Below are 17,583 nucleotides of genomic sequence, written 5' to 3' on the forward strand. Positions count from 1 at the left end.
TGTGGTATGATATATAAAACAATTAAGGAGGAGAAATCAGTGCCTTTCATCAACTCGAAAGTAAATGTCGCATTATCAGAAGAGGAAAAAGCAGCACTAAAAACAAAGCTTGGACAGGCCATCAGCCTCATTCCCGGTAAATCGGAAAGCTGGCTTATGGTTGGCTTTGAAGATAACTGTTCCCTTTACTTTAAAGGAAATAATAATACAAAGCTAGCTTTTGTGGAAGTAAAGATTTTTGGTCATGCATCAGAACGGGATTACGACAGGCTGACCGCTGAGATCTGTAAAATCTATAAAGATGTGCTATCCATCGCCCAGGATAAAATTTATGTGAAATATGAAGAAGTGGATCACTGGGGTTGGAACGGAGGAAACTTTTAGCTGCACCAGCTGATTCTTATTCGGGAGGAATGGTTTATGGAGCTTTGGGATGTTTATGATGAAAACCGGGTGGCCACTGGAAAAACCCATGTCCGCGGAGTACCGCTTGGTACAGGAGAATATCACCTTGTGTCGGATATCTGGCTTGTAAATGGAAATCAGGAGATTTTGCTCACCAAAAGGCATCCGGATAAGCCTTACGGTCTTATGTGGGAATGCTCCGGGGGCTCTGTTCTTGCGGGAGAAACCAGCATAGAAGGAGCCCTTCGGGAACTTTCTGAAGAAGTTGGGATCCGGGCGGAAAAAGAGCAGCTCATCCTGATTCATGCAATCCGTCTGAAAGAGCGGTTTGTGGACACTTATATCACCAGACAAAAGGTTACCATAAATGACATAACCATTCAGCAGGAAGAAGTGGTAGATGCGAAGTTTGTTACGTTTGAACAGCTCCTTGAAATGTGGAAACAGGGAATCGTAGTTCCTAAATCCCGGTTTCTTCTATATAAAGATAGGATCAGGGAATTCATTCAGCCGCCATCATAGGATGACGACGGAATGAGTGAACTCATTTTTCATTTTTATGCGATATTTGTCCTGCACAATGGTCTGATAAATGTGGGAGCAGTAAAAATCCTGGCGGAGCATGGACCAGGCTGCTCCGGAAAGAATGAGTCTTGCATCGGCAGTTTTTGTGATGAGAGGGATGCTCCCTCTCTTTTTTATTTCTCCCATAAGACCTGCGGAAGTTTTTTTAAAGCCTAAAACCCGGGCATATGGGGCGTAACCGGCGTTCCGGCCTAAAACAACCTGATGGGCAGTGATTCCAAGGGCGATATGAAGAAGCGCCCGGCTGATCCGTGTATAAGTATATTGCCTTGTTTTTAAGAGGTTGATTTTTTCCTCAAAAGGTAGGAAATCCGGAAGCTGCCTTAAGAGTCTGGCTGCCAGTTCTTCAGAAACGTCGGCATACTTCTTATAGGGAATATCTTCGCAATCCAATTTAAGCAGGGTTGTATTTAATAAGGCGCTGAAATCGTCAATAAACACAGGAAAGCTCTGGGACATCATCTGTTTTACTGAATCCGGCACCTGTATCAGGGAAGACTCCGCCTGCATCAGGATATCCGGATTTTCATAAATGGCTTTCCTGATTCCGGTTGCAGAACTGAAACCTTCGGAGGCAAGACTGGTATCGTGATACCCATATCCTTTTCTGGATATTGTAACTGGAGTCATTGGGCTTTTCTGCCTGTAAAGAGCCTTGCAATATTCGATTCCCAGGATGTTATTTGGGGAGGCCAGAATGGAAGCCTCATCCTCATTTAAGATTCCACAGGAAATAAGGGCCAGATTTCTGGCCTGGGGAAAGGTGGCCCCCTTTTTCAGCTCTCTGCGCAGCTCTTTCGTATAAACAGGGGGTTCTGTGGCTAAAATAGAAGCAATACCGGTAAGTTTTTCCACATTACCGCATTCGCTTCCAAAGCAGACGCTGCCAACCACTCCCAGATTGTTAAGAAGGGCGATCCCACTTGCCGCAAAATCCTCTGCACTGCTGGAAGCAAAGACAGACGGAAGCTCGATTACCAAGTCGGCTCCGCAAGACAATGCCATGGCTGTCCTTGTATATTTATCATAGATGGCAGGAGCTCCTCTTTGGACAAAATCCCCGCTCATAGCCACGATGCAATAGTCTGCATGAGAGATTTCCTTGGCTTTCCTGATATGGTAAGCATGTCCATCGTGGAAAGGATTGTATTCAGCGATAATACCAACGGCTAGAGAACTTTTGTTTTTCATGTTAAAAGATATCCTTTTTCTTATTCTTATCCTCTATTATGCGATTGTTTCGCAAAAAATGCAAATTATTTTAGCACAACACTTGAAAATTTTAGCGAATCCTCATAGAATAGAGTGAGAATCGGTGAAAAACATCGATTAAAAGAACAGGAGAATAGATAGGTATGAATTTTATCGTTGAAACATCAGCTCGACATGTACATCTAACTCAGGAACATCTTGAGATTTTATTTGGAAACGGCTATGAGTTAACAAAGAAAAAATCTTTATCCCAGCCAGGCCAGTATGCCTGTGAGGAGAGAGTAACTGTTGTTGGTTCCAAGGGCGAGTTTAAAGGAATTTCCATTTTAGGCCCGGTTAGAAAAGCGACTCAGATAGAGCTTTCCGCAACCGATGCCCGTTCCATTGGAATTGTTGCGCCTTTAAGAGAATCCGGCGACGTTGCCGGCAGCGGTGCATGCAAGATCGTAGGACCTGCTGGTGAAATTGAGATAACAGAGGGCGTGATCGTTGCAAAACGTCATATCCATGCAACTCCTGCAGAAGCAGAAAAGCTTGGTGTTAAAGATGGTGAAGTTGTTTCTGTGAAAATAGACACAGACGGTAGAAGCCTTATTTTCGGAGATGTGGTTGTGCGTGTAAATGAAAATTATGCTTTAGCTATGCACATTGACACAGACGAATCCAACGCAGCAAGCTGTGGCAGAGAACAGTACGGCGAAATTATTAAATAAATGAAGGAGAATCAAAGGAATATGAAAATTTTAGTTATTAACTGCGGAAGCTCTTCCTTAAAGTACCAGCTGATCGATATGGAGAACGAGGGAGTCTTAGCAATAGGCTTATGCGAGAGAATCGGCATTGCCGGTTCCAAGCTGACTCACAAGTCAGAAGGCAATGAGGATATGGTAGTAGAGAAAGAGATGCCGAACCATACCGTTGCTATCAAGCTGGTTTTGGATGCATTGGTTGACCCGAAATACGGTGTAATCAAGGATACCAGTGAAATTTCTGCAGTAGGACACAGGGTTCTCCATGCAGGAACGATTTACAGCGATTCTATCGTAGTAAATGAAGACGTGAAAAAGGTTATCCGTGACTGCTTTGATTTAGGACCTTTGCATAATCCGGCAAACCTTATGGGAATTGAAGCATGTGAGGAAGCTGTACCGGGAGTTCCTAATGTAGCGGTATTTGATACTTCTTTCGGTATGGGTATGCCAGATAAAGCAGGCATGTATGCTATTCCTAATGAATATTATGAGAAATACAGCATTCGCCGTTACGGCTTCCATGGAACAAGCCACAAATTTGTATCCAATGAAGCTTTAACTTATTGTGATCTGGATCATAAGAATGGCAAGGTAATCGTATGCCACTTAGGAAACGGAGCCAGCATTTCTGCCTCCATCGGCGGCAAGTGCGTGGATACCAGCATGGGACTGACTCCTTTAGAGGGTCTTATCATGGGTACCAGAAGCGGTGACATCGATCCTACTGTTATTCAGTTTATCTGTAATAAGGAAGGCAAGAGCGTTAATGAGGTACTGGACATTTTAAATAAAAAATCCGGTATCCTTGGTATGTCCGGCGGTATTTCCAGCGATTTCCGTGATGTGCAGAAGGCACAGGGAGAAGGAAATCGTCTGGCTGATATTGCGATCCAGGCATTTATTTACCGCGTGGCAAAATATATCGGTTCCTATGTAGCAGCTATGAACGGTGTTGACGCTATTGTGTTTACTGCTGGCGTGGGTGAGAACGATAAGCCGATCAGAGGTGCGGTTTGTGAATATTTAGGCTACCTTGGTATTTCTATTGATGCTGAAGCCAATAAAGCAAGAGGAAAACGTGTCATGATCTCCACACCGGATTCCAAGGTAAAGGTATGCGTAATTCCTACCAATGAAGAGCTGGCCATTGCAAGAGAGACAAAAGCTCTGGTATAATCCGGAATAAAATGGTACATGATGTTGAGTATGGGTTACAGTTCAGCCATACCATTCATTAGTATGGCTGAACTGTTACTTCAAATATGGAAATATTTGTTGACAAATGTTGCACCCATATGTATAATAACATAGGTGCGTATTAGGAGACTAGTATGCTTATTAATTTAACTGAGTTGTTCACCCTTGAAGGGAAAGAGAAAACTTACACACCCGATCTTGATATGAAGGTCTATCACGGGCCAGGCGGTGATTATGAAGTAGTAGATGCAGAACCTGTGCTGCTGCGGATTATGAATCTTGGAGGCAAAAAGCTGGTAGTGGAAGGAAAAGCGAAATTAGCTTTGATCATTCCATGTGACCGCTGTTTGGATCCGGTACGTGTTGACCTAAGTTTTGATGTAATCCGTGCTCTTGATTTGAGCGAAACGGATTCGGGAATTGTAGAAGATTTCGAAGAACAACCATTTATTAATGGTTATAATCTGGATGTAGACCAGTTGGTTTGTGATGAACTCATACTGAACCTGCCTATGAAAGTTCTCTGCAGTGAAGACTGCAAGGGGATTTGTAATAGATGTGGAACAAATCTCAATCATGAGACTTGTGACTGCGATATTAGGTCTGCAGACCCTAGAATGGCAGTCATCCAGGATATTTTTAAAAAGTTTAAGGAGGTGTAACCATGTCTATCTGTCCAAAGAACAAATCTTCTAAAGGAAGAAGAGACAAACGTAGAGCAAACTGGAAGATGAGCGCTCCAAACTTAGTGAAGTGCAGCAAGTGCGGTGCACTTATGATGCCTCACAGAGTATGCAAGGCTTGCGGTTCTTACAACAAGAAAGAAATCATCAATGTTGAAGCTTAATTTTCTGCAGATTTTGTGGAAATAAGATTTAAACCGTGTCAGACTTAATTAGTAATTTACTTTAAAAAAAGCTGTTACTCAAGGAATTGAGTAGCAGCTTTTTTAATGTTATCGATTATTTAATAAATGGTATTTGTATGCGGACCGAATTGCTTCCTTTGCGTTGTTGATGATGAGAGGAATCCCATGACCTCCTAATATAATATTTGGATCTAAGTTGAGATTCCATAATTTTTGAAAGCTTATCCCCAATTTTTCAGCATTATAACTTAGGTCCCCTTTCCAGCCAGTTCTAACATCTGTCCCGGTTTCCCCTTCTACGAAAAACATGTCTCCTGTAAATAGGATCCTGTCATCATCAACCTTGGTATAATAAAGAATAGTTCCATCGGTATGTCCGGGCATGGGATAAACGATTATATGCAAGTCATCAAATGTTAAAATTTGATCCTCCTTAAGTATAACATCAGCAACACAGGGAGGCGCCATATGATTAGTAAAGGGACTATTTGGCCCAAAGTCACCTTTTTGGAGCGTCTCATTATCTACACCAACATATATTTTTGCACCTTGATTCTGGAAATAGGCCGCACAACCAGCATGGTCATCATGACCATGGGTAAGGAGAACGGCTGAAATTTCTTCCTCTTTAATTTTCCAATAAGCTAGATTATTTCGGATAGTCGTCAAAGCATCCGGTTTACTGCTATCAACCATTATATAACCATTCTTGGTTTTAATCAGATAGGCATTTCCCAATTCGCCATAGCTGCCTCCTGAGATCAGATAAAGATTATCTCTAATTTTCATTATGATTCCTCCTGTTGTAGCTTTCGATATATTCTTCCAATTCAGTTTTGATGGTACTGACCTTAGTACCGTAGATCACCTGCAGATTATTACCTTTTTGAATAACTCCTGCAGCACCCGTAGATTTAAGGAGTGCCTCATCGGTTTTTGCGGCGTCTTTTACAACCACTCTTAAACGTGTAGCACAATTATCTAAATCCACAATATTATCCATTCCACCCAGTCCATCAACGATTTGCACATACATATCTGTGGATGTACCTGCTTTTTCTTTTGCCTCAGCTTTCTTCTTTTCAAGGTAATCCGCTTTTGTATATAATTTAGAATCCTCATCGTCTTCCCGGCCAGGTGTTTTTATATTTAATTTCGTTATGGCAAACCGGAAAACAACATAATAAATAATTGCGTAAGCGAAACCTACGAGTAATACGGCAATCCAGTTTGTTCGCGCGTTCCCGGGTAAAATACCATATAAGGCGAAATCAAGGGCTCCGCCTGAGAAAGTATACCCCACACCTGCATTCAGTATGTTTACAACCGCAAAGGAGATGCCGCCTAAAACACAATGGATCCCAAAGTATAGAAGCGGAGATACAAATAAGAATGAAAACTCAAGCGGTTCTGTAATGCCTGTTAAGAAAGATGCAAGGGCGGAAGAGAAGAGGAGGCCTTTGATTTTAGCTTTTTTCTGTTTGTAAGCCGTATGATACATAGCCAGGGCAGCGGCCGGAAAGCCGAACATCATAATGGGATAGTTGCCGGAGTAAAATTTTGCAACAGACGGACTGATCACATCTCCATTTGCAAGCTGGGCAAATAAGATGTTCTGAGCTCCCTCTAAAACCGTTCCATTGACCTCAGCAGTTCCGCCTAAAGCAGTTTGCCAGAAAGGCATATAAAAAACATGGTGCAGTCCTGTTGGTATCAGCGCCCGCAGAATAAAACCGTAAAGGAAACTCCCGAAATAACCTAATTTTGCAATCCCTATACCAAGTAAGGCGATCCCTTGTCCCAGAAGCGGCCAGATGATGGCGAAAACAATTCCCATAGCAATAGCTGCGCAGGCAGAAATGATCGGGATAAAGTGGGTTCCTCCAAAAAAGGATAACATATCAGGCAATTTTATTTTATAATATCTGTTATGAAGCCGGGCAACCACTAAGCCGATGATAACTCCGCCTAAAACACTTGTATTCATCGTATTTTCAAATCCTAAAAAGCTGCTTATTAGCCCTGGGGTTTGATTAAGCTTTTCCAGGTCCATAAAATTCTTAACAATACTCATGATGGCCATATTCATGACAAAGTAGGCAATAACGGCGGATAAAGCGGCAATCTCTTTGCTTTTTTGAGCCAGGCCAATCGCAATTGCAACGGCAAATAAGAGAGGAAGAAGCCCAAAGACAATATTTCCGCTATCTGCCGCAACCCTTAGAGACTTATACAACCAACCTCCTTCTTTTACGATTGATCCATAAGCTGTACTGGTAAATGTAGAGCCGATACCTAAAAGAAGACCGGCAATGGGGAGGACAGCAACAGGTAACATGAATGATTTGCCGATTTTTTGTAATGTACCAAAGACTTGATGTTTCATAATGTAATCCCCTTTCTGCCGCTGTCGCTGGCGGCGTAAATAGAAATGAAAAATGGATGCGACGAATGAAATGATCAATAGTGATAATTGAATATTACAACTTCATGCATTATTTTGCAATATATTTTTTAAAATAATTTTAACTATTGCAAGACAATGCATAATGTTGTATACTTGATGGGTAAGGAGATGATAACTATGCTTGTGGAAGAACGTTTAGCAAAGATTCAGGAAATCGTTGAAAAAAAGAAGAATGTAACAATGGAAGAATTGGTGGACCAATTAAATGTATCTAAGGACACCGTTCGACGTGATTTAATTAAGCTTGAGAAGAAAGGTGTATTAAAGAGAACTTATGGAGGTGCAATATACGGAAAAAAAGAAGCCCTGATTATGGGCTACGAAGAAAGATCGAAGATATATTCCACTCCAAAGAAAAAGATTGCAGAAGCTGCAGAACCGCTCATTTCAGAATTTTCCTCTGTTATCTTTGACTCTTCAACCACGGTGGAAGCGGTGATTCCCTTGCTGGCTTCCAAAAGCCTGACCGCCATAACCAATTCTTTAACGCATGCGGTTGAGTTGGCAAAACACGGTAATAAGGATATCAAAGTGGTGGGAGGGAAACTGCACCAGATACAACTGTTTTTATACGGTAGCGATACGGTGCTGGAATTATCCCAGTACAGGGTTGACTATACACTGCTGGGAGTATTCGCAATTACCGGTACTGGGCTTTATATCCATACGGAAGAGGAAGGTCTGGTTAAAAGAGCCATGGTCAATTGTGCCAAGAAAGTCATCGCAGTCGCAGATTCTACAAAAATGGATACAACAGGCTTCTTCAAAGTCTGCGCATTAGAGGATATTGATGTTTTAATTACGGATATAGAACCCTCCCCGGATTTCCAACGTGATCTGCAGGAGCATGGTGTGGATTTAATTATCGCCGGATAAACTGCAATTCATTCATAGGAGGAATTATGATGTTAAATTTTGATCGAATTTACTTAAATACGAATTTACCGGAGCCAAAAACCTACAATGAAGTTTGTCCTGTTTTATTGTCGGACCCAACGATGGAGGAGCGGTATCATAAGATAATAGCCGGAATGAAGGAAAGAGAACTCGATTATCTGGTAATTTATGCAGACAAGGAGCATAGTGGGAATTTCGAATACTTAACCGGCTTTATTCCGCGCTTTGAGGAAGCTTTGCTAATCTTAAAACAGGATCACAAGATATATTACCTCTTAGGAAATGAAAATCTAAAGATGAGCCAATATACCCGGCTGCCTGGCCATGTTATCCATGTCCCTTCCTTTTCGCTGCCAAACCAGCCTATGGAAAGTGAAATTGCTTTGGATTCTATTTTTGAACGGCAGGGGTTAAACCAGGCAAATAGAATAGGGCTAGTGGGCTGGAAGCTATTTACGGGCATTGAAGCGAAAGAAGGTCCTTTTGATATTCCTTACTATATTGTTGAAGCACTAAAGAGAAGTGCACGGCCAGACGTGAATTTAGTGAATGCAAATGATTTATTTATAGGGCCAGATAAAGGTGTTCGTATTACCAATAATGCAAATGAAATCGCTCATTATGAATACGGAGCCAATCTTTCCTCCAACTGCATTTTAAATGCACTAAATGCCATTGAAGTGGACAAGGCGGAAATCGAGATAGGCAAATACTTAACGGCAGATGGTCAGGTTAATACAGTGGTACCGATTGCCGCAACTGGAGAGAGATTTCAGCAGGCGAATCTCTATCCCACTGCAAAAAAGATTCAACGAGGAGATGCATTTTCTCTTACAACAGGCTTCAAAGGAGGCCTTTCAAGCAGGACTGGTCTTGTGGTCAGTAATGAGACAGAACTTCCTCAGGACCAGAAGGATTATCTGGGAAGAGTTGTTTATCCTTATTACAATGCAGTCGTTGCTTGGCTGGAAAATTTAAGGATAAATAAAACTGGAAAGGAAATCTATCAGCTGATAGAGACAGTCTTGCCGAAAGAACAGTATGGCTGGTCTTTAAATCCAGGACATTTAACCGCAGATGAGGAATGGATGTCGTCACCTATTTATCCGGGCTCAGAAAATAGAATTCAAAGCGGAATGATTTTTCAGATTGACATCATTCCATCCGTACCAGGATATACGGGCGTAAGCGCGGAAGATTGTATTGCCATTGCGGATGAAGCTCTGAGAGTAAGGATTCAGGAAGAATATCCCGGTTTATGGAAACGGATTCTTGAAAGAAGAGAATATATAACTCATACATTAAATATTTCCTTATCGGATGAAATCCTTCCGCTTTCCAATACGGTTGGCTATTTGAGACCTTTCCTACTAAACAAATCGGCTGCAATGTGCTGTAATAATTCTTGAATGGGTATTAGAACTGTTTTATAGATCTTTTTTAATGGAAGAAAGGCGGCTGCTGGCAGTCATTCATGAAATAGGTCTAAAAGTAGTTAGGGGTAGTTATATGCTTTCATACCTTGTGTCCTAGAACCAGACACTTCAAAGACCGATATAGCCGGTGTGTAATGGGAAAGACGACGCTTTTGCAGCGCCAAAGCGGATTCGCGGAATACAATAAGATTTGCCCTTGCGGTGTGGAACTGCAGGGGCTTTTTCTTTCCAGAGATTAGCTGAACTTTGAATTTTTCCATTATGTTTTAAGAGATTTTTCAGTTTCCTACAACCCATTAAAACTCTTAGGATTTCCTGATCGGACAGTTGCCTTTCGCTGGTAACGTTGGCTAGAGTCTGATGTATTTCTTTTTCACGGTAATGCTGCTTAAGTCCATCTATCCGGAAGATCTCACATATATACAGTTACAGAACAACAAAAAAAGTAAGTGCTTTCATTTAATTGAAACCCTTCATGAATTACATTAAAATCATGCCATAGAATGTCAATATTTGCAATGTTTTGTACTATATATGAAATGAATTATAAAGAATTAGGTGCTATAATTTAAAAAAGCTAAGTGTAAGCACTTACATAAAAAGCGAAGGTGAAAACACTTAAACAGGCTTTAAGACCCCATTTATTTAAGTGAAAAAGGTGAAAGGAGAGAAAAGCATGATAAAGGTTAAACAGTGGGCTACGGCAGGGGTGGCGGCTGCTATGGCAGTGTCCTTAAGCGCCTGCGGCGGAAGCAAGAGCGTAAATGAGTCAGCGCCGGTGGCGGCGGAAACGGATTCTGTGACGGCAGGAAAGTATATCCCGTTAAACGTGGAGGACCCCATTGAATTTGCCGGGACTAATATCACGTATCAGGGAAAAACCATTCCTCTCGGTCCAAAGGCAATCTATCTGGATGGTTCCCTGGCCGATGAGACAGCAGGCCGTTATGATTATGTGTACAATGACATAACAGAGGCTTTAAGCGCCCAGGCGTTGAAAAATGGCACAGAGCAGGAGCCTATGACGATTTATATTGCGCCATATGTGTACTGGATTGACGATCCGGAAGCGTCAGATACTCTGGAAAAAACGGAAGGCTATGAGGTTCCCTACGGTATGGTGGTGGACTGTGAGTGGCTTTCGCTAAAGGGACTTACCCAAGACCCGGACCATGTGGTTTTAGCTGGCAACCGGGGCCAATCTCACGGTGCCGACGGAAACTATACGATGTTCCGGTTCAATAACAATGGAACCGGACTGCAGGTTCAGAATTTAACAATTGGCAATTACTGCAGTGTGGATTTAGATTATGCGCTGAAGCCGGAGTTAAATCATGAGAAACGGACCTCCACCATTACACAGGCTCAGTTGGCAGATTTGTCCGGGGATAGGATGTTTGCGGAAAACTGTAATTTTATCAGCCGCTTAAATCTTCGTCCCATCAATGGCGGAGAAAGAAGCCTGTATAATAACTGCCATTTTGAGAGCACAGATGATGCCATAAACGGAAATGCAGTTTTTGTGGGCTGCGATTTTGACTTTTACGGAAACAGACCGCTGGCCGAGGCTACAAAAACTGGTTCCGTGTTTTTAGATTGTACGTTTCGGTGTGTGACCTTGACTGTGGAAACAGAGCCTGTGCAGTATTTTACCAAGCGGGGAGGCGCGATAGCGGCAGTGGACTGTACGTATCAGAGCAATTTTAACATTCCATTTGAAATTTCCTGGACCAAATATCCGGCAGCTTCCTTAAAATGTTACCAATACAACATCCTGCACAATGGGAAACCCATTACAATTGCAGGTGAGGGCGCACAGGAAACTGTGGATATGACCGGATCGGAGGTTTTGAAAGCTTACCGGATAGAATCTGATGGAAAAAGTTACTATAATACCTATAATCTCTTAAGAGGGAATGACCAATGGGATCCGCTGGATGTAAAAGCTGCCGTTACTGCGGCGGAAGCAGACAAGGTACCGACAATGCTTTCCCTGGAGACAACGCAAGATATCATTGTATCCGGCAGCAATGCGGCGGTTATTTCCAGCAAAGTGCTGTATTTCTATCAGACGGAAGAAACGGGCAGCGCTGTGACCTATACAATTTCCGAAAAAGATGGGGCTTATGCGACGCTTACAGATCATGAGAACGGGACCTGCACCATTCAGGGAATCAATGAGAAGGACGAGACAAAGCAGGTTATGGTTCATGCAAAGACGCCGGAGGGGCTGGAGGCATCTTTGGAACTGACCGTTAAGCCAAGTGTTCTGGAGCCACCATCATTCACAAAGAAATTGACGGTTCAAAAAGAGAAGGAGGGCTATCTGACGGCTGAATACGACCTGAATCTGGGAGACAGGGAAGACCAGTCAGTGATTTCCTGGTACCGCAGCCAGGATGCAGCAGGAAGCAACCCGATTCTGGTTGCTGTTTCAACGCAGGATCAGCCCAAATATGAATACCGGCTTACGGCGGGTGACATCGGCAGCTATCTGACCGCCAAGGTGGAGCCAAAGCACATCCGGAGCAATCCGGGATCAGCTGTGCCAGCCATGTTTCCATACAAAATCACAGCAGCAAATGTGACGGCCCACAATTTCCACACCGACTTTTCTGCATTTCCGGTGGTCCGGCAGAAGGAGATTAAGCCTGGATACTGGACCGTTGATACGTTCCAACCGGCTGACATGAAGGATTACAGCGGCTGGAAGGGGGAGGATACCGATCAGCCCTGGATTTATGGTGAAACGGGAGATGGCAGCGTAGGAATGGGTATTTATCAGGGAACCCAGGGCGTACGGCTTATGTATACACCTGTAGCAGGAACGTATGGAAGTATGAGCTTCAAGCTTCTGGCGGATCCCGCAAAAATAGCGGGCCAGGGCTTCGGGAGCGCAGGCCAGTATATGGACCTGTGCATAAAGTTTGACACAGAAACACTGACCGGCTATGGTCTGCGGATTATCCGTACCGAGACAGCATCCAACGCCTGCGCCTTTGTTCTTGTCCGGTATGAAAAAGGACAGGTAAGCTACATATCCGATGAAGTCCTTTCATCCTGCTATCTGACCGGCTGTAAAATTACAATGAAGGCGGAGGGGACAAAGCTAACCGCCCATGTGGAAACCCAGACTCCACAGTTGGCAGATCAGGCAAAGGATGGATATAATCATTCGGTGGATTTGAGCGGAGAGATAACAGAGAACGGTTTTGGTGGCGTGAGCCTATTGCATACCGGGACCACAGGTTCAGGTGGGTGGCAGAATACGACCATGCTGCATGAACTGGAGGTGGAGTGGCTGGGGGAGAATCCTCAGAATCCATAGATGAAATGGTACCCTGACAGTTCGACACAAAAAAGTGGCTGTACTTGACTATCAGGGTACTTTTTATGATATGATGCGGTAAAAAGATTTAAGGAAACTGTCATGATCTTATCCGTCTTTTTTCGGTATTGCTGAATGTATATACACTCTATTATTATAGATTATACCGTCAATAAATTTACTTAAATATTTTTTAAGTTATTATCAGAAACATGTACATATGTTCCCTCAATTGCTCTTGTATGTAAAACTGCATATGTATTTAAAACATATTCTCTTATGGTTTTAGTATCAACGCCATTTTTCACTTTGTTATCAAATAAAGTGATCAATATTAACTTTTATTTTATTGTCTTGTTTATAATAATAGAGGTATCACCAACCTTTTCATAATCAATTTTATATCTCACCCAAAAACCAAATATTCTATTTTATTATCATGATATACCCACAAATGAAAACAGAAAATCTGCCAACTTTGAACTTTATGGTAATTGAAGGGGCGCTAACATTCAAAGATCTTAAATAAGATGAGAAATAAGACATACTGTTGTAGTATTCCTTATATTATACTATTTGCAGGAATTAAATAATAAAGTAACAAGGAGGGAGTTAAATGAACCGAATAAATGTAATATGTTTAGGTGTAAGAAGTATGGAAGATTCAATCCGCTTTTATAAAGATGGATTAGGTTTTCAGACAAACGAAACGGGCTATAACCCACCGGTAATTTTTTTTAATACTTCAGGAGGATTAAAACTGGAACTATATCCGATTGACTTATTAGTAAAGGATATTAACAACAGCAATCCTCCGCAGATTCACTCTGGTTTTAGTGGCATAACATTGGCCTATAATGTGAAAAGCAAGGAAGAAGTGCATCAAGTGATTGAATTAGCAAGAAAAGCCGGTGCACAAGTTGAAAAAGAACCGCAGGATGTCTTTTGGGGCGGTTATCATGCTTATTTTTCGGACCCAGATGGTTATTTTTGGGAGGTTGCATACGGTCCTGAATTTAAGTTTGACGAGAAGGATATGTTGATTTTATGATATAAGAAAGCAAAGCTATTGTTCATCATTTTTATAGAAGGCTTTATAAAGTAAGCCATCTTTCAGAAGCACGGCGGCAAACGAGAGATTGCCACCGTGCTATTTTTCACCATTCTTCCATTCATAATAACTGTCAAGGATTACCTTCTTATCTGGCACTATTTTCTGATTATACAAAAAAAGGTTCCAAATCATTTGTAAAAAATGATAAAAAAAGCTTTACATTCGTTATACAATATGTTAATATGCATATGTAACCGGTTACATAAAGGAGATTCTAAAAATGAATATACGGGATATTGCCAAAAAAGTAGGTGTTTCTTCTGCGACAGTGTCCAGAGTGATTAATCAGTCCGGATATGTAAAGGACGAAACGAAGCAAAAGGTTTTAGCAGCGATTGAAGAAGCAGATTTCGTACCGAATGCCATAGCAAGAAGTTTAAGCACCCGTGACTCTTCCAGTATCGGAGTTATTGTTCCGGATATAGCCAATGAGTTTTTTTCCAGCGTTATAAGCGGAATGGGAGAGATAGCGGTCAATAACCAGTATAACATTGTTCTGTTTGATACAGGTGAAATGCAGGAAAGGGAACATCAATACCTTCAGATGGCAGAAGGCCAAAGACTTTCCGGTTTGATTATTACCCCGGTTTCCGAGCTTGATATGGTGACTCGGGATAAGCTGATACAATTTGAAAACAAGGGAATTCCGGTGGTTTTAGTTGACCGAAATATTAAAAATTCCAGTCTGGATGGTGTTTTTGTAGAGAATGCCGCCGCTGCTTATAAAGGAGTGGAATCTTTGATCCATGCCGGACACCGAAAGATTGCAATCATTACAGGTCCCAGCACTTCTATGCCAGGGAAGGACCGGTTAAAGGGTTACAAGGCAGCCTTAATGGATTATAGGATTGAACTTAAGGAAGAGTATATTGTATCCGGAGATTTCAAGATTATCAAAGCCTATGAACGGACAAAAGAATTGCTACGGCTTCCGGATCCGCCGACTGCAATTTTTGCCTCCAATAACCAGACCAGTCTGGGAGTCCTTAAGTATCTTACCGAGCAGAAACTTAAAATGGGCAGGGATATATCAATGGTAGGCTTTGACCAGATTGAATCACTTAAAATAATCGATTACAGGCTATCAACCATCGAACGTGATGCAAAGAGGCAGGGATATGAAGCTATGGCAATGCTGATTGACAAGCTGTCCCATAAGGAGAGTAAAAGCTCCGACAGGAAAATATTTGTTCCATATCAGGTGGTGCTTCGCGGGTCAGAATTAATAAAATAGGCTGCGGTCAGCAGTTTATTTTTACCCCGGATATGTAACCGGTTACATATCCGGAGAGATAGAGAATGAAAGAAAAGAGGAGAAGAAAATGGAAATTGCAAAATTAGTGGATCACACGATGTTAAAGGCAGATGCCACATCAGAAACAATTAAAAGATACTGTTCAGAAGCAAAAGAATATGGATTTGCATCGGTGTGTGTGAATACTTGCCAGGTACCTCTCGTTGCACAGGAATTAAAAGGCAGCGGTGTCGCTGTTTGCTGCGTGGTAGGTTTCCCTCTAGGCGCAATGTTAGCTTCTGCAAAAGCTTTTGAAGCCGCCGAGGCAGTGAAGGCAGGGGCAGATGAAGTAGATACGGTAATGAACATCGGCGCCATGAAGGATAAAAATTATGATCTGGTGCGTGACGATATAAAAGCAGTTGTAGAAGCATCCCAGGGGAAAGTTGTAAAAGTTATTTTAGAAAACTGCCTCCTAACGAAAGAGGAAATTGTAAAAGCCTGCGAGCTTTCTATAGAAGCCGGAGCAGATTTTGTAAAAACGTCCACAGGTTTTAGCACAGGCGGTGCTGTAGCAGAAGATGTAGCACTCATGAAGCAGACCGTAGAAAACAGGGCAAAAGTAAAGGCTAGCGGAGGAATCCGTACACTGGAAGAGGCACGGGCCATGATAGAAGCCGGAGCAGACCGGATAGGAGCAGGCAACGGAATCGCCTTGCTATAAGAAAAAGGAGAAGGATTATGGGGAAAAAAGTAACAGTTTTCGGAAGCTTTGTAGTGGATCTGATGGGAAGAAGCCCTCATCTTCCGGTCCCGGGAGAAACCGTTAAAGGAAGTATTTTTAAAATGGGTCCGGGCGGCAAGGGATTCAATCAGGGGGTAGCTGCCCATAAGGCGGGAGCTGATGTGACCATGGTAACGAAGCTTGGGGAGGATGCATTCGCAGATGTGGCCTTAAATACCATGAAAACCCTGGGAATGGATACCAAGCGGATATTCCGCACTGAGCAGACAGAGACCGGCTGTGCGCTGATCATGGTAGATGAAAACACCAGCCAGAATGAAATAGTTGTCATTCTGGGCGCCTGTGACACAATTACAGATGAAGAAGTAGAATCTATTTCAGATTTGCTGGATCAGTCGGAATTCTTGCTGACTCAGCTGGAAACCAATATTTCTTCCGTCGAAAAAGTAATTGATATCGCATATGAAAAAGGTGTAAAAATCATTTTAAATACGGCTCCTGTACAGCCGGTCAGTGACAGCATTTTAAGTAAAGTGGATTTAATCACGCCGAATGAGGTAGAAGCTGAGATATTAACCGGGATACCGGTTGATGGGGAAGAAAATGCAGGAAGAGCTGCAGATTACTTTTTTGAAAAAGGAGTTAAAAATGTACTGATCACCTTAGGGGGAAAAGGTGTTTACTTAGCAACTCCAAAGAAGAGGGGCATCCTGCCAGCTTACCGTGTCAATGCAGTAGATACGACCGGTGCTGGCGATGCGTTTAATGGCGGCCTGGTGGCAGCCCTGGCAGAAGGAAAGGATCTATGGGAGGCGGCAGCCTTTGCCAATGCATTAGCCGCTATCTCGGTACAACGGATCGGAACCACACCGGCCATGCCTGACAGGGAAGAAATAGACTCATTTATTAAAGAGCAGGAGAAGGAGAATCGCTCATGTTAAAAACAGGAATTTTGCACCCACAATTAGCAAGAGTCATGGCAGAACTCAGGCATATGGATATGCTGGTAATCGGAGATGCCGGGCTTCCCATTCCCAAGGGAGTGGAACGGGTGGACTTGGGCTGGAAGCCGGGAAGTCCTGCTTATCTGGAGGTACTGGAAGAAATAGAAAAGTATATGGTAACGGAAAAGGCCATATTTGCAGAGGAGGCACTTGCAGTAAGCCCTGAACTACATAAGAAGGCGCTGGCTCTCTTGCCGGAAGGAATTCCGGTGGAGTATGTGCCCCATAAAGAATTAAAAAAGATGACTGAGGGGGCCAAGGCAATCATCCTGACAGGTGAATTTACAGGCTATACCAACGTAGTATTGGTCTCAGGATGCGCATATTGACCGGAATCAA

Annotated in this window: 17 protein-coding genes; 14 read left to right on the top strand and 3 right to left on the bottom strand. The window is 42.6% G+C overall.

What is annotated here, in order from left to right; all coding sequences use genetic code 11:
- Positions 1-39: 39 nt before the first annotated feature.
- Positions 40-384 (top strand): phenylpyruvate tautomerase MIF-related protein, encoded by a 345-nt coding sequence (locus tag BMW45_RS22755; RefSeq protein ID WP_025232911.1) that lies wholly within the window; start codon positions 40-42, stop codon positions 382-384.
- Between the two features lie 36 nt (positions 385-420).
- Positions 421-927: an NUDIX hydrolase gene (locus tag BMW45_RS22760; RefSeq protein WP_092249336.1), complete on the top strand. Its 507-nt coding sequence runs from the start codon at positions 421-423 to the stop codon at positions 925-927.
- Here BMW45_RS22760 and BMW45_RS22765 read toward each other — a convergent pair.
- The gene (locus tag BMW45_RS22765; RefSeq protein ID WP_092249339.1) at positions 922-2,181 is read right to left on the bottom strand and encodes a nucleotidyltransferase; all 1,260 of its coding nucleotides are present in this window, start codon (positions 2,179-2,181) and stop codon (positions 922-924) included. The genes BMW45_RS22760 and BMW45_RS22765 overlap by 6 nt on opposite strands.
- 164 nt (positions 2,182-2,345) lie before the next feature.
- Here BMW45_RS22765 and pduL point away from each other — a divergent pair, with 164 nt between their 5' ends.
- From pduL to rpmF, 4 genes are all read left to right on the top strand, one after another.
- Positions 2,346-2,915, top strand: coding sequence for a phosphate propanoyltransferase (gene pduL / locus BMW45_RS22770; RefSeq protein WP_092249342.1), 570 nt, complete (start codon positions 2,346-2,348; stop codon positions 2,913-2,915).
- A 21-nt stretch (positions 2,916-2,936) separates the two neighbouring features.
- On the top strand, positions 2,937-4,130 hold the full coding sequence (locus BMW45_RS22775; RefSeq protein ID WP_092249344.1) for an acetate/propionate family kinase: 1,194 nt from the start codon (positions 2,937-2,939) through the stop codon (positions 4,128-4,130).
- Between the two features lie 155 nt (positions 4,131-4,285).
- The gene (locus tag BMW45_RS22780) at positions 4,286-4,813 is read left to right on the top strand and encodes a YceD family protein (RefSeq protein ID WP_092249347.1); all 528 of its coding nucleotides are present in this window, start codon (positions 4,286-4,288) and stop codon (positions 4,811-4,813) included.
- Between the two features lie 2 nt (positions 4,814-4,815).
- Entirely contained in the window at positions 4,816-4,998 is a 183-nt protein-coding gene (gene rpmF, locus BMW45_RS22785; protein ID WP_038281809.1) for a 50S ribosomal protein L32, read from the top strand.
- Positions 4,999-5,106: 108 nt separating this feature from the next.
- On the opposite strand, the gene BMW45_RS22790 is transcribed toward rpmF, so the two are convergent.
- Positions 5,107-5,808, bottom strand: a complete 702-nt coding sequence (locus BMW45_RS22790; protein ID WP_092249350.1) for an MBL fold metallo-hydrolase — start codon at positions 5,806-5,808, stop codon at positions 5,107-5,109.
- Positions 5,798-7,405, bottom strand: coding sequence for a PTS transporter subunit EIIC (locus tag BMW45_RS22795; protein WP_092249353.1), 1,608 nt, complete (start codon positions 7,403-7,405; stop codon positions 5,798-5,800). The genes BMW45_RS22790 and BMW45_RS22795 overlap by 11 nt, the downstream gene beginning before the upstream one ends.
- A gap of 198 nt (positions 7,406-7,603) precedes the next feature.
- Here BMW45_RS22795 and BMW45_RS22800 point away from each other — a divergent pair, with 198 nt between their 5' ends.
- The 8 genes from BMW45_RS22800 to rbsD all read left to right on the top strand — a co-directional run bounded on the left by BMW45_RS22800 (position 7,604) and on the right by rbsD (position 17,573).
- Positions 7,604-8,362, top strand: coding sequence for a DeoR/GlpR family DNA-binding transcription regulator (locus BMW45_RS22800; RefSeq protein ID WP_092249356.1), 759 nt, complete (start codon positions 7,604-7,606; stop codon positions 8,360-8,362).
- A gap of 26 nt (positions 8,363-8,388) precedes the next feature.
- Complete coding sequence (locus BMW45_RS22805) at positions 8,389-9,792, top strand: M24 family metallopeptidase (protein ID WP_242883213.1); 1,404 nt, start codon at positions 8,389-8,391, stop codon at positions 9,790-9,792.
- A gap of 703 nt (positions 9,793-10,495) precedes the next feature.
- On the top strand, positions 10,496-13,147 hold the full coding sequence (locus BMW45_RS22810; RefSeq protein WP_092249362.1) for a pectinesterase: 2,652 nt from the start codon (positions 10,496-10,498) through the stop codon (positions 13,145-13,147).
- Between the two features lie 616 nt (positions 13,148-13,763).
- Positions 13,764-14,198, top strand: coding sequence for a VOC family protein (locus BMW45_RS22815; RefSeq protein WP_092249365.1), 435 nt, complete (start codon positions 13,764-13,766; stop codon positions 14,196-14,198).
- A gap of 283 nt (positions 14,199-14,481) precedes the next feature.
- Positions 14,482-15,495 carry a LacI family DNA-binding transcriptional regulator gene (locus BMW45_RS22820; protein ID WP_092249368.1) on the top strand — a complete coding sequence of 338 codons (1,014 nt, stop codon included), beginning with the start codon at positions 14,482-14,484 and terminating at the stop codon, positions 15,493-15,495.
- Positions 15,496-15,583: 88 nt separating this feature from the next.
- A complete protein-coding gene (deoC, locus tag BMW45_RS22825) occupies positions 15,584-16,219 on the top strand; it encodes a deoxyribose-phosphate aldolase (protein ID WP_092249371.1) in 636 nt (211 codons plus the stop codon).
- Between the two features lie 17 nt (positions 16,220-16,236).
- The gene (gene rbsK, locus BMW45_RS22830; protein WP_092249374.1) at positions 16,237-17,181 is read left to right on the top strand and encodes a ribokinase; all 945 of its coding nucleotides are present in this window, start codon (positions 16,237-16,239) and stop codon (positions 17,179-17,181) included.
- Positions 17,175-17,573 carry a D-ribose pyranase gene (rbsD, locus tag BMW45_RS22835; RefSeq protein ID WP_025232933.1) on the top strand — a complete coding sequence of 133 codons (399 nt, stop codon included), beginning with the start codon at positions 17,175-17,177 and terminating at the stop codon, positions 17,571-17,573. The genes rbsK and rbsD overlap by 7 nt, the downstream gene beginning before the upstream one ends.
- The last annotated feature ends 10 nt before the right edge of the window (positions 17,574-17,583 follow it).

Source organism: Lacrimispora sphenoides, from assembly GCF_900105215.1.
Taxonomy (GTDB): domain Bacteria; phylum Bacillota; class Clostridia; order Lachnospirales; family Lachnospiraceae; genus Lacrimispora; species Lacrimispora sphenoides_A.